The 12,278-nt window shown below is 71.3% G+C and carries 12 protein-coding genes; 10 read left to right on the forward strand and 2 right to left on the reverse strand.

Annotation, left to right across the window (positions count from 1 at the left end; all coding sequences use genetic code 11):
- Positions 1 to 37 precede the first annotated feature (37 nt).
- From FHT37_RS02535 to FHT37_RS02555, 5 genes are all read left to right on the forward strand, one after another.
- Positions 38 to 1,057 (forward strand): isoaspartyl peptidase/L-asparaginase family protein, encoded by a 1,020-nt coding sequence (locus FHT37_RS02535; protein ID WP_255489474.1) that lies wholly within the window; start codon positions 38 to 40, stop codon positions 1,055 to 1,057.
- A gap of 23 nt (positions 1,058 to 1,080) precedes the next feature.
- A complete protein-coding gene (locus FHT37_RS02540; protein ID WP_091723589.1) occupies positions 1,081 to 1,989 on the forward strand; it encodes a DMT family transporter in 909 nt (302 codons plus the stop codon).
- Positions 1,986 to 3,092 carry an enoyl-CoA hydratase/isomerase family protein gene (locus FHT37_RS02545; protein WP_091723591.1) on the forward strand — a complete coding sequence of 369 codons (1,107 nt, stop codon included), beginning with the start codon at positions 1,986 to 1,988 and terminating at the stop codon, positions 3,090 to 3,092. Before FHT37_RS02540 ends, FHT37_RS02545 begins: the two co-directional genes overlap by 4 nt.
- A 185-nt stretch (positions 3,093 to 3,277) precedes the next feature.
- Complete coding sequence (locus FHT37_RS02550) at positions 3,278 to 3,847, forward strand: hypothetical protein (RefSeq protein ID WP_183478677.1); 570 nt, start codon at positions 3,278 to 3,280, stop codon at positions 3,845 to 3,847.
- On the forward strand, positions 3,828 to 4,253 hold the full coding sequence (locus FHT37_RS02555; protein ID WP_183478678.1) for a hypothetical protein: 426 nt from the start codon (positions 3,828 to 3,830) through the stop codon (positions 4,251 to 4,253). The genes FHT37_RS02550 and FHT37_RS02555 overlap by 20 nt, the downstream gene beginning before the upstream one ends.
- 23 nt (positions 4,254 to 4,276) lie before the next feature.
- On the opposite strand, the gene FHT37_RS02560 is transcribed toward FHT37_RS02555, so the two are convergent.
- The gene (locus FHT37_RS02560) at positions 4,277 to 6,793 is read right to left on the reverse strand and encodes a penicillin acylase family protein (protein ID WP_183478679.1); all 2,517 of its coding nucleotides are present in this window, start codon (positions 6,791 to 6,793) and stop codon (positions 4,277 to 4,279) included.
- A gap of 156 nt (positions 6,794 to 6,949) precedes the next feature.
- Here FHT37_RS02560 and FHT37_RS02565 point away from each other — a divergent pair, with 156 nt between their 5' ends.
- The 3 genes from FHT37_RS02565 to FHT37_RS02575 all read left to right on the forward strand — a co-directional run bounded on the left by FHT37_RS02565 (position 6,950) and on the right by FHT37_RS02575 (position 9,272).
- Complete coding sequence (locus tag FHT37_RS02565) at positions 6,950 to 7,309, forward strand: DUF3649 domain-containing protein (protein WP_183478680.1); 360 nt, start codon at positions 6,950 to 6,952, stop codon at positions 7,307 to 7,309.
- Between the two features lie 92 nt (positions 7,310 to 7,401).
- A complete protein-coding gene (locus FHT37_RS02570) occupies positions 7,402 to 8,997 on the forward strand; it encodes a PepSY-associated TM helix domain-containing protein (RefSeq protein ID WP_310739708.1) in 1,596 nt (531 codons plus the stop codon).
- The gene (locus FHT37_RS02575) at positions 8,994 to 9,272 is read left to right on the forward strand and encodes a DUF3325 domain-containing protein (RefSeq protein WP_183478682.1); all 279 of its coding nucleotides are present in this window, start codon (positions 8,994 to 8,996) and stop codon (positions 9,270 to 9,272) included. The genes FHT37_RS02570 and FHT37_RS02575 overlap by 4 nt, the downstream gene beginning before the upstream one ends.
- Before the next feature lie 33 nt (positions 9,273 to 9,305).
- Here FHT37_RS02575 and FHT37_RS02580 read toward each other — a convergent pair whose 3' ends face one another.
- Positions 9,306 to 10,382 carry a hypothetical protein gene (locus FHT37_RS02580; RefSeq protein WP_183478683.1) on the reverse strand — a complete coding sequence of 359 codons (1,077 nt, stop codon included), beginning with the start codon at positions 10,380 to 10,382 and terminating at the stop codon, positions 9,306 to 9,308.
- A gap of 95 nt (positions 10,383 to 10,477) precedes the next feature.
- Here FHT37_RS02580 and dusA point away from each other — a divergent pair, with 95 nt between their 5' ends.
- Together dusA and FHT37_RS02590 are read left to right on the forward strand one after the other, a co-directional pair.
- Positions 10,478 to 11,524 (forward strand): tRNA dihydrouridine(20/20a) synthase DusA, encoded by a 1,047-nt coding sequence (dusA, locus tag FHT37_RS02585; RefSeq protein ID WP_091723615.1) that lies wholly within the window; start codon positions 10,478 to 10,480, stop codon positions 11,522 to 11,524.
- 25 nt (positions 11,525 to 11,549) lie between these two features.
- Positions 11,550 to 12,131, forward strand: coding sequence for a methylated-DNA--[protein]-cysteine S-methyltransferase (locus FHT37_RS02590; RefSeq protein WP_091723618.1), 582 nt, complete (start codon positions 11,550 to 11,552; stop codon positions 12,129 to 12,131).
- The last annotated feature ends 147 nt before the right edge of the window (positions 12,132 to 12,278 follow it).

A 12,278-nucleotide genomic window follows, 5' to 3' on the forward strand; every position in this document is an offset into this window, starting at 1 on the left:
CGCGGCTTCCCGGTTCCCGCTCCGCCGCCGCCACGCCATGACCGCTGCCTTCCCGACCGCCCTGCCGCGCCCCGTGCTCGCCCTCCATGGCGGCGCCGGAACCATCCGCCGCGACCGCATGAGCGCCGCGATGGAAGCGGCCTACCGCGCCGCGCTGACGGCGATCCTGGCCGACGGCGCCCGGCAGCTCGCGCGCGGCGACGCGGCGATGGACGTCGCGGTCGAGGCGGTGCGCCGGCTCGAGGAGTGCGAGCTGTTCAACGCCGGCAAGGGCGCCGTCTACACCGCCGACGAGCGCCATGAACTGGACGCCAGCGTGATGGACGGGCGCGACCGCGCGGCGGGCGCGGTCGCCGGCGTGACGCGGGTGCGCAACCCGGTGCTCGCGGCGCGCGCGGTGATGGACCACAGCGGCCATGTGCTGCTGATCGGCCCGGCCGCCGAGACCTTCGCGTTCGACCAGGGCCTGGAGCGCGTCGCGCCGACCTGGTTCGGCACGCCGCAGCGCCTGGCGCAGCTGCGGCAGGCGAGGGCGCTCGCACAGGGGCAGGTGCTCGATCACGACGGGCAGTCGGCCATGGCGGCCGATGCGCAGGCCGCCGCGCCGGAGCCGGGCGGCCCGATCGACGACCGGACCAAGTTCGGCACCGTCGGCGCGGTCGTGCGCGACGCCGCCGGCCACCTGGCCGCCGCGACCTCCACCGGCGGCATGACCAACAAGCGGCCGGGGCGCGTGGGCGATTCGCCGATCCCGGGCGCGGGCTGTTATGCCGACGATCGCAGCGTGGCGGTCTCGTGCACCGGCACGGGCGAGGCCTTCATCCGCGCCGCCGCCGCGCACGAGGTGGGCGCGCTGATGCGCATCGGCGGACTGCCGCTGACCGAGGCCTGCGCGCGCGTCGTCTTCGACGAGCTGCCCCAGGTCGGCGGCGACGGCGGCCTGATCGCCGTCGACGGGCTGGGCAATGTCTGGCTGGGCTTCAACACCGAGGGCATGTACCGCGGCTGGGTCGAGGCCGGCGGCGAGCCGCTCGTGGGCATCTACCGCGACGAATGACGCGCCCGCTCCTGGAACGACCGATGCGCCATCGATCCGCCGTCCTGCTGATGCTGCTGGTGACGCTGCTGTGGAGCAGCGCCGGCGCGGTGTCGCGCCACCTGGACTCGGCGCGCGGCTTCGAGGTGACCTTCTGGCGCAGCGCCTTCAACGCGCTGGCGCTGACGCTGCTGCTGCCGATGCTGCGCGGGCGCGACTACTGGCGCCAGGCGCTGCCGCGGCTGCGGTGCTCGCCGTCGGTGCTGGGCTCGGGCCTGTGCTGGGCGGTGATGTACACCGCCTTCATGCTGGCGCTGACGATGACCGGCGTGGCCAACGTGCTGGTGACGATGGCGCTGGGGCCCTTGCTGACGGCGCTGTTCGCGCGCGTGTTCCTGCATCAGCGCCTGGCGGCGCGGACCTGGGTCGCGATCTGGATCGCGAGCGCCGGCATCGCCTGGATGTTCGCGAGCGAGATGCGCGCCGGCGCCCACGCCTGGCTGGGCATGGGCGTGGCGCTGGCCGTGCCCGTCGCGGCGGCCAGCAACTGGACGCTGCTGCAGGCGCGGGCCGGCGACGGCGCGACGGACCTGCTGCCGGCCGTGTGGCTGGGCGCGATGCTGTCCGCCGCCGCGACGCTGCCGCTGGCCTGGCCCTTCGAGGCCTCCGGCCGCGACCTGCTGCTGCTGGCCGGGCTGGGCGTGTTCCAGCTGGCCGTGCCCTGCCTGATCGTCGTGCGCCTGACGCGGGTGCTGCCGGCGGCGGAGGTGGCGCTGCTGGGCCTGATGGAAGTGCTGCTGGGGGTGCTCTGGGCCTGGCTGATCGCGGGGGAGGCGCCGTCCCCGGCGGCGCTGCTCGGCGGTGTTATGGTGCTGGCCGCGTTGATTGGCAATGAGCTGCTGGGCGCCTGGCGCCGCCCGGCCGCTTCCAAGAGTGGAGAGATGTCGTTGTGATTCCGTCGCTGCAATCCGAAGGACTGGTCCTGGCCGAGGTCAATGGCTGCCTCGGCCTGATCACCTTGAACCGTCCGCAGGCGCTCAACGCGCTGTCGCTGGCCATGATCCGCGACATGACCGTGCTGCTGAGCGCCTGGCGCGACGATCCGCGCATCCAGGCCGTGGCGGTGCTGGGCGCGGGGCGCGAGGGCAAGCCCGCGGCCTTCTGCGCCGGCGGCGACATCCGCTTCTTCCACCAGGCCGCGCTGGCGGGCGACGCCGCGCTGGACGCGTTCTTCACCGAGGAATACGCGCTCAACCACCTGATCCACCAGTTCCCCAAGCCCTACATCGCGCTGATGGACGGCGTGGTGATGGGCGGCGGCATGGGGATCAGCCAGGGCGCCAAGCTGCGGGTGCTGACCGAGCACTCGAAGCTGGCGATGCCCGAGACCAACATCGGCCTGTTCCCGGACGTGGGCGGCGGTTATTTCCTGTCGCGCTGCCCGGGGCACAGCGGCGAATGGCTGGCGCTGACCGGCCAGGTCATCGGCGCGGGCGATGCGATCGAGCTGGGCCTGGGCGACGTGTTCGTGCGCAGCAGCGAGCTGCCGGCGATCATCGCGGCCTTCAAGACCGGCGCGCAGGACAGCGCCGAGCATGTCGTGGCGACGGTGATGGAGCGCGTGGACCTGGCGCCGGTGGCCGAGCACTGGAACGCGCGGGCGCTGATCAACCGCCATTTCTCGGCGGCGTCGGTGCCGGCGCTGTTCGCGTCGCTGGCGGCGGATGCGGATCCCTGGGCGCAGCAGGTGCTGGCGACGCTGGGCAAGCGCTCACCGCTGATGATGGCGGTGACGCTGGAGCAGATCCGGAGGGCGCGCGCGATGAGCCTGGCGGACGACCTGCGCATGGAACGCGACCTGGTGCACCACTGCTTCCACCTGCGGCCCGGCGCGGCCAGCGAGACGGTGGAGGGCGTGCGCGCGCTGGCGGTCGACAAGGACCATGCGCCGAAGTGGAATCCGGCGCGGGTCGAGGACGTGTGCCGTGCCGACGTCGAGGCCTTCTTCCGCAGCCCCTGGCCGGCGGCGGAGCATCCGCTGCGGGCGCTGGACTGAGCGCCCCGGCCGCCGCCGACTGATGCTGCGCTGACGCGCCGGGACGGCCCGTCAGCGCAGGGGGGATGGCCTACTCGTCTGAGTGCCCCCCAACGAAACGCTCTTCCGAGGGAATCGACAAACGCGTCTTCGCGCCGAAACTGCTGGCCTTCCCGGGATGAGTCCCGCAAGCAGGAGTTGCAGCGATGACGATGAACGAGCAGTTGGCGCGGGCGCGATCCGTGGTGGCGAATCTGCCGCCGTTGGCGCCGAGGCCGCAAGTGGGCGATGACGATCTGATGGCCGTGCTGCAGGAACCGAGCGCTCTGTTCGGCGAACCTGGCGGCGCTTCGGTCTCGTCGCGCGAAGCGGCGAGGACGGTCGAGTGGGACCTGCTGCCGCAGGTGCTTCAGGACGTGGACGCCCAATACAACCTGTCGTGTTCCGAATTGATGGAGGGGCTGCAGGTCGCCGCTGATCTGCTGCGCAGGAACGGGCTCAGGCTGGCCCGGGGCAATCCCGCGGCGATGCATGTGTTCGTGCCGGAGATGGAGGAGGTGGGTTTCCGCTACGTGCTCCGGATCGACGCCCCGCAGGAAGTCGCCGACACCTTGAACGACGCCGTGCGATCGCGCTGGATCGATCTCGATCTCTGCCGGGATGGTTTTCTCTTCTCGTTCATTGGGCAGGAGGACGAGGGGGCCCTCGCCGAGGGCCCCGAAGTCGCCGAGGACGGCGTTCACGGAGGTGCAGTCCATGGGCATCACCACGCATGACCTGCTGGCGCAGGCCAGGGAACGCGGGCGCATTCCAACGGAAGCGAGGCTGCGGATGCTGGTGGGGCGGGCCTACTACGCCTGCTATCACCGCTGCATGGATTGGGAGAAATCCCAGCCAGCGGCCGGGACGCGCCGCACCCGAGCAAAGGGTGTTCATCAGCAACTGATCGAACGTCTGAAGAAACCAGATCATCGCTGCGCCATTGACGACGCGAAGCGATCGAAATGGTTGGGAAAGACGCTGGCTGAGTTGCGAGAGCTTCGGGTGCGAGCTGACTACAAGCTCGGCGAATCCGTGTCGATCCAGGAGGTGCAGAGTCATGTGCAGCTCGCGGGGCGCGTCTTCGACTGCTGCGACGGTCTGGGCAAGCCCTGGGTCCGTCGCCCCGCAAATCGCACGTGACCCTGGGCGGTTCCTCGGCTCAGTCACTCGCTGATGGTCTTCGTCACCAAGGCCGGGTCCTTCGTGATGTCAGCCTCGGAGAACGGCATCCGCTGCCACTGTCCCGCGCTGTAGGCGCGCGTGTAGTCGCCGAAGTGCGGGGACGCCGGATCGTCGCTCTGAGAGAAGGTGAGGAAGGTGTAGGCCTCGACGCCCTCACTCGGGAAACGCACCACCTGCATGTAGCTGTTGGCGCTGGTCGCCGTGTTGAGGTCATAACCGCCCTGGTCGAGCCGGCTGAGCGCGCAGGCCACGGTGAAGTAGCCCTGCGCACCGCAGCCGCCGAACATCGGGATCTTTTCGGTGCCGCGGGTCGCGAACAGCGTCTCGCCCCGGGTCGCCGTCAGCGCGAAGCCACTGGCCTGCACCCGCAGGATGGCCGCGCCGAAGGCCTGCAGCAGCGTGGACCGCAGCGCGGGATTCAGGTCGCGCGGCGTGCGCAGCGGATCGGCGCTGCTGAAGGGCACCTGGAACAGCGAGGCCTCGGGCACCCGCGACGCGCGGGTCCAGAACTCGTCCCACAGGTGCGCGCCGCGCGAGCCCACCAGCCCCTTGCCATCCCAGGCCTGCAGCGCCGCGCAGGCCTCGGCGGGGTCGACGTTGCGCGCCGGGCTGAAGGTCTCGCCGGTGGCGGAGTCGCCGGTCACTGCGATCGTCGTCGCCGGCGCGCAGAACATCGCCAGCGCCTGGTCCTTGAAGAGCTCCGCGGTGAGCGCGCGGCTGTTGATCACCATCGCGCGCACGGTCTCGCTGGTGGCCTTGTTGCCGGCAAGGCCGTCGCTGCCGGCCAGCCGGTCCTGGACCAGCAGGTGCGCCAGCCGCGAGCGGAAGCTGATCGACGCGGTGCCGGCCGGCCCGAGGATGTCCGGATAACCGGTGAGCGGCGCGGCCGCGTTGGCGAGCCAGTAGCTGTCGTTGCTGTTGAGCACGTAGTCGTCGCGCAGCAGGCTGGGCATGCGGGAGGTGCCGAGCGCGCCCGGCTGCTTGGAATCGGCATCGGTCTGCCAGTCGCAGCTGCTCCGCGATCCGTCGAGCACCGGCGTGCGAGGCAGGGCGGCGCTGAGCGCCGCCGTCAGCGCGGTCGCGCAGCTGCTCAGCTGCGACGGCGAGACATTGGGCATCGCGCCGATGTCGGCGTACCAGGCCTGCGCGCTGCCCCGGGCCACGGCCACCGTGTTGACCCAGGGGATGGCCGATTCCTCGCGCTGGATGGTCGCCACCTCGTCCAGCGTCCTGGCCTGGCTCCAGCGCAGCCAGACGCGGAACACGCGGAAGTTCTCCGCGTTGATGTCGCGGATCGCGAAGACGGTGTTGCTGTTCCAACCCAGCGCCGCGTTGAGCGCGCCGAGGTTGACGATCGGGCCGTACTGGGACTCATAGAGCGTGCGCGTGACCGGCGCGACGCTGCCGTCGGCCTGCTTCACCTGCACGGTGATCTCGCGGGCGGTCATCTTCGTCGCGACGCCGTCGCGCAGGTAGCTGGTCGGGTCGCCGGGCACCAGCGTCAGCTGGAACAGGCCGTAGCGCCGCGCCGTCGACACGGTGTGGCTCCAGGCGATGTGGTCGGTGTAGCCGATCTGGATGACCGGCACCGCCAGGAAGGAGGTGCCGGCGACGTCGAGTTCACCCGGAATGGTGAGGTGCGCCTGGTAGAAGCGATCCGGGCCGCGCCAGTACCAGTGGGGATTGCCGAACAGCAGCGGGCTGCCGTCGCCGGTGGCCGCGGTGCCGAAGCCGATCATGTTGCTGCCCACGCCGTCATGGCCGCCGACCTGGAAGGTCGGCAGACGGTCCATGGCCAGCTGCAGGCGCCCGGAGGGACGCGCCGCCGCCTTCGTCGCCGTTGCCGTCACCGCAGCCGTCGCCGGACTGGCCGCGGCCGGCGGCGTCGCGTTGGCGATCGGCGCGACGAAGTTGCTGTAGCCCGCCGCGAAGTGCGCCGCGTACAGGCGCCGGAAGACGTCGGTGTCGCTGATCGGCACGACCCAGGCCTCGTTGCGGCAGGCCGCATGGGCGCTGGGCTCGGCGCCGGCCTTGATCTCGCGGACATAGCGGTTGTAGCCGGCGGCAAAACCCGCCACGAGCTGCTTGAGCTTGTCCGGCTGCGCGGCGATGAGCCGCTGCATCACCGCGTCGTTGAGCACGTGCCGGTGATAGAAGTCGGCATCGAGGTTGCGCGGCTGGCCGATGGTGCCCTGGAAGGGGATGGTCGCGTCAGCGCCGAAGTGGCGGGAGCGCTCGCCGCGGAAGGTCAGCATCGAATTGGCGATCGTGCACAGGTCGTCCTGGGCCTGCGCATAACCGTAGCCGTAGCCGGCACCTCCCCAGTCCGGCGCCTTGATGTGCGGCACCCCCATCGTGGTGCGGCGGATCTCCGCGCGGTAGGTGGCGGCGGGCTCGCCGCCGTCGTCGCCGTCGCCGTTGCAGCCGGCCAGCAGCGCGGCCATTCCCAAGGTCAGCGCGAGCAGCGGCCGCCGGCCGCCTCGAACGGAAATTCGCATGTCTTGTCTCCCTTGTGCCTGTCTCGGCCCGGGCGGGCCGGAGCGCCACAAGAATAGGGCGAGGAGCGCCAGTCGAGCGGACCGCACCGCGTTTCCAGGCGTTTCCGCCACTATGATGCGAGGAATTCTCATTTGAGAACTGTTCGCACTGATGACATGAACGTCACCGTCTCACCGACCCCCTCCGCGCGCCGCGTCGGCGCCTCTTCCGCCGGCGGGCTGGCGCGGCTGCGGGCCGTGCTGCCCTTGATCTCGCGCATCGTCGCGGCGGTGGGCGGCGGTTACGCGCTCGCCGCGCTGGCCAGCGTCGCCGTGCTGGCGCTGCCCGTCAGCCGCATCCAGGCCGTCATCGGCGGCATGCTGGGCAGCTTCGCGGTCTACGCTGCGGCGGTCGTGTGGGTCTTCGCTGTGCGCAGCGCCACCCGCGCCTGGATGGGCCTGCTGGTGGCCGCGCTGCCGCTGCTGCCGTTGGCGTGGTCCGTCTGGCATGGCGCCGCGCCGGCCGTCTCGCCATGAGCGCCCCTGACCTTTCCCCTCACGCCACGCCCGACGCCGCCAGCGGTATCGGAGCGCGCGTCCCGGCCGCGCCGCGCGGCCTCCGGCAGACGATGTCCGACCTGCACATCTGGACCGGATTGCTGCTCGGCTGGTTCCTGTTCGCGATGTTCCTCACCGGGACGGTCAGCTATTTCAAGGAAGAGCTGTCGCAATGGATGCGGCCCGAGATCGCGCACCAGGCCGACCGGCCGGAAGCGGCCGTCGTGGCGGGACGCATCGCCAAGACGCTGGAGACCGTCGCGCCGGGCACGACCCAGTGGAGCCTGCGCCTGCCCGACGAGCGCCACCCGATCGCGAACGCCTTCTGGCGCGTGCCGCCCAAGGATGGCGCCAAGCGTGCCTTCAAGGACGCCAACTTCGATCCGCAGACCGGCCTCAAGGTCGCGGCCCGCGAGACGCCGGGCGGTGAATTCTTCTACCGCTTCCACTTCCAGTTCCATTACATGCCGGTGGCCTGGGGGCGCTGGCTGGCCGGGCTGGCGGCGATGTTCATGCTGGTGGCCATCGTCAGCGGCGTGATCACCCACAAGAAGATCTTCACGGACTTCTTCACCTTCCGATGGGGGAAGGGCCAGCGGTCCTGGCTGGACGCGCACAACGCGCTGTCGGTGTTCGGGCTGCCCTTCCACCTGATGATCACGTACACCGGGCTGGTGACGCTGATGACGCTCTACATGCCGTGGCCTGAAATGGCCGGCATCGAGTCGCCGGCGATGAAGCGTCAGCTGACCTCGGAGATGAATGCCTTCCTCCAGCCGGCCAAGCCGTCCGGCGAGGCGGCGCCGCTCGCGTCGATCGAGGCGATGGTGCGCGAGGCCGAGCGGCGCTGGGGCCCGGGCAGCGTGGCGCGGGTGACCGCGGCCAATCCGGGCGACGCGGCGGCGCGCGTGGCGATCGCGCGCGGCGAGGGCGGGCGCTTGTCGATGAGCCCCCAGTACCTGCTGTTCGACGGCGTCTCCGGTCGCGTGGTCGAGGAGAAGCAGGGCGTGGGCGCGGCGGCCGAGACGCGGGGCGTGATGTACGGGCTGCACCTGGGGCGCTTCGGCGATGGCGCGATGCGCTGGCTGTATTTCCTCGTCAGCCTGGCCGGCACCGCGATGGTGGGCAGTGGCCTGGTGATGTGGACGGTCAAGCGACGCCAGAAGCTGGCCGATCCGGAGCGGCCTCACCTGGGTTTCCGGATCGTGGAGCGGCTCAACATCGCCGCGATCGCCGGCCTGCCGCTGGCGATGGCGGCCATGCTCTGGGCCAACCGCCTGCTGCCGCTGGACCTGTCGCGGCGCGGCGAGTGGGAGATCCACGTCGTCTTCATCGTCTGGGCACTGGCGCTGGCGCATGCGGTGCTGCGGCCGCCCCGGCGCGCCTGGATCGAGCTGTTCGCGCTGGGCGCCGCGGCCCTGGCGCTGCTGCCGGTGCTCAATGCGCTGACGACGGATCGCCCGTTGTGGCGAAGCCTGGCGCAGGGCGACTGGGCCTTCGCCGGCGTCGAGCTCGTGGGACTGGCCTTCGCGGCGCTGCTCGCCGGGCTGGCGAGGCGTGTGGCGCGGCATCGGCTCAAGGGCGCGCGGCCAGGCCGGGCGAGGGCCATCGGAACGCCAGCACGACCAGCGGCCGACGCCGCCGCGGCGGTGGAGGGCGCGCGATGACGCACTTCGCCAGCCTGCTGATCTGCGTCGGGGCCTTCGCCGCGCTGGCGATGGCGACGGAGCGCGCCCAGCAGGACGTCCTTGAGCGGACGTTGTCGCGAGACGCGACGCGCGCGCTGCGGATCATCGGCTGGGCGCTGCTGCTCGCGAGCCTGGCGATCGTCGTCGGCGCGCAGGGCTGGGGCCTGGGGCTGGTGAGCTACAGCGGGCACACGAGCGTCGCGGCCGGCCTTGTCTTCCTGGGCCTGATCGCGCGCCAGCGGCGCAAGGGCTGAGGGCGACCGGGCGGGTTTTGGGCCGGCAAAGCGTCAGCGAGCCGGTGCCGATGCCGGCGTCGACACCGCCGCCGCAGCGGCGGCGGCCGGCAGCAGCGTGGCGCGGGCCTCGGCCTGGCGCAGGAAGTTGTCGTAGGCGCGGGTGGCGTCGTCGGCGTCGCGGCTGCGCAGCATCATGACCACCGTGCTGTGGCGGGTGAGGGCGGCGAAATATTCCTGCGTCTCCGCGCTCCAGACCAGGCGCACGACCTCGTCGCCAAAGCGCTGGCGGCGCAGGGTCTCCACCGCGCTGCCGAAGAAGCGCAGGTCCGGGCCGTCGGAGATCGGCGTCAGCGGCACGGCCGGCAGCAGCGGCTCGGGGAGCGTGGCCTCGGTCATCCGGCCGAGCAGCACCGGGCGCCCGACCTCGCCCGCGGCGGCCATGCGCCGGAAACTGTCGAAGCGTTGCCAAGCCTCGGCCTCGTCGGACGACACCAGTGTGCGCCGCAGCTCGCCGTGCTGCAGGACGGCGACGTAGAAGCGCCGTGGCATGGCGTTCGACCAGACCTCGATCGAGACATCGTCGACCTCGACGCGCCGCATCAGCAGCAGCGTGCGAGCGGCCAGACGCGCGCGCAGCTCGTCGATGTCCGCGGCCTCGGCGTTCACCGCCGGCGCGGCGGTGGCGACCGTGGAGATGGATGCCGTCGCCGCAGCCGTCGCTGCCAGCGCCGTCGCTTTCGGGGTGCCGACCGGCTTGGCGATGCCCGTCGACGTCGAGCGTCTGGCGTCCTTCGAGCCCGTCGATGCCTTCGACGCTAGCGAGGCCTTCGATGGCTTCGAAGCCTTTGATGCCTTCGAGGCTTTCGGGCCCGTCGACGTCTTCGCGGCGCTCGTCGTTTTCGCGACTGGCGCGGCTTTCGCGGTTTTTGGGGCCCGCGTGGACGACGCCCAGTTCCGCTTGGACGACTGGGCGCTGGTGGTCTTCGCGCTGTTCGCGACCTTCGCCGGCGCCGCGGTCTCGGTCGCGGCCAGGGCTCGCGGCAGAGGCAGCCACGCTGAGATCAACAGCGCGAGGACGGAGCCGCGGAGACGCCAAAGGCTCCGGAGCGGGCGAGGGGACGGGTACATGAGCGGTCGGCATGGTACGACGCCGCGTGCTTCCTTGGCAGGCGGGCGCCGCGCCCGGGCGTGTGGGGATTCGCGCTCCGGGATAATCCGCGCCCATGTCCCCGACGTTCTCCCCTTGGCGCCTGTCCGTCGCTCCCATGCTGGACTGGACGACCGCCGATTGCCGTTTCCTGCATCGGCTGCTGACGCGTCACACGCTGCTCTACACCGAGATGGTGACCACTGGCGCCATCCTGCACGGCGACCAGCCGCGCCACCTCGACTTCAATCCGGAGGAGCATCCGGTCGCGCTGCAGCTGGGGGGCTCCGAGCCGGCCGACCTGGCCGCCTGCGCCCGGCTGGCCGAGCAGTGGGGCTATGACGAGGTCAACCTGAATTGCGGCTGCCCGAGCGAGCGCGTGCAGCGCGGCGCGTTCGGCGCCTGCCTGATGGCCGAGCCGGCGCTGGTCGCCGATGGCGTCAAGGCGATGCGCGATGCCGTCTCCATCCCGGTCACCGTCAAGCACCGCATCGGCATCGACCGGATCGAGAGCTACGACTTCGTGAGGGACTTCGTCGGCCAGGTCGCCGAGGCCGGCTGCGAGGTCTTCATCGTCCATGCGCGCAACGCCTGGCTGCAGGGGCTGTCGCCGAAGGAGAACCGCGACATCCCGCCGCTGCGCTACGAGCTGGTTCATCGGCTCAAGCGCGAGTTCCCGCGGCTGACGATCGCGATCAACGGCGGCTTGAAGTCGGACGACGAGATCGCCGAACAGCTGAACCACGTCGACGGCGTGATGATCGGCCGGCAGGCGTATCACGAGCCCTGGCAGATGGCGCACTGGGACCAGCGCTTCTTCGGCGAGGCGCAGCCGCGGGTCACGCGCCGCGAGGAGGTCGAGGAACAGTGGCTGGCCTACCTGGACCGCCAGGTCGCGCTCGGCCGGCCGTGGTCGCAGGCGATGCGCCACGCGTTGGGACTGTGGAACGGCCTGCCCGGCGCGCGCCGCTGGCGCCAGGTGTGGTCCGACCACAAACTCAAGGCGATGGCGCCGCGCGAAGTAGCCCGCCTCGCGACCGAGGCCCGGCTGCAAGCCGCCGAGATCGCCAGCCAGCATCCGGCGTTCAAGCCGCCCGTCGAGTCCGCTCCTGCCACGGGCTGACCGCGTCGCGGATCAGGATCGCGCCATGGCTCCGCAGGTGTTCTTCCATTGCTATCCGACGGTGCTCGGCCACTGCGGCATCGCGTGGACCGAGCGTGGCGTCGTCGGATCGCAGCTGCCGGAGGAGACGCCGTCGCTGACCCGCGATCGCATGTGGGTGCGATTTCCGGCGGCGCGCGAGGTGGCGGCGTTCGGGGAACTGCCCGCGGCGGTGCAAGCGGCCTGCGAGGGCGTGCGGGCGCTGCTCGCGGGCGAGGCGCGCGACCTGCTCGAGGTCGAGCTCGACGACAGCGCGGTGCCGGCCTTCGATCGCGAGGTGCTGGCGCTGACGCGCCGCATTCCGGTCGGGCAGACGCTGACCTACGGCGAGGTCGCGATGCGGCTGGGCCAGCCCGGCGCGGCGCGCGCCGTCGGCCGCGCGGAGGGGCACAACCCGTTCGCGCCGATCGTGCCCTGCCACCGCGTGATGGGCGCCCCGTCGGCGGGCAAGGCGGCGAACCTCACGGGGTTCTCCGCGGCAGGCGGCGTGGCGACGAAGCTGAAGATCCTGGCGATCGAGGCCCGGGCCACCGGTCAGCAGGCGGGCGAACAGCAGGACCTGTTCTGAGCGGCGTTTCCCTGCGGACCACCGTTCCCGCTTGAGGGAGAGCCCCCTCACCCTAGCCCTCTCCCCCTCTGGGGGCGAGGGGATGGCTCGCTGACGAGGGGAAATCTGGTTGAGGGCTGCTCCCGGAGCGTTGACTTGGGAGCGGGC

The organism is Mitsuaria sp. BK037 (genome assembly GCF_014193045.1).
Lineage (GTDB): Bacteria > Pseudomonadota > Gammaproteobacteria > Burkholderiales > Burkholderiaceae_C > Roseateles.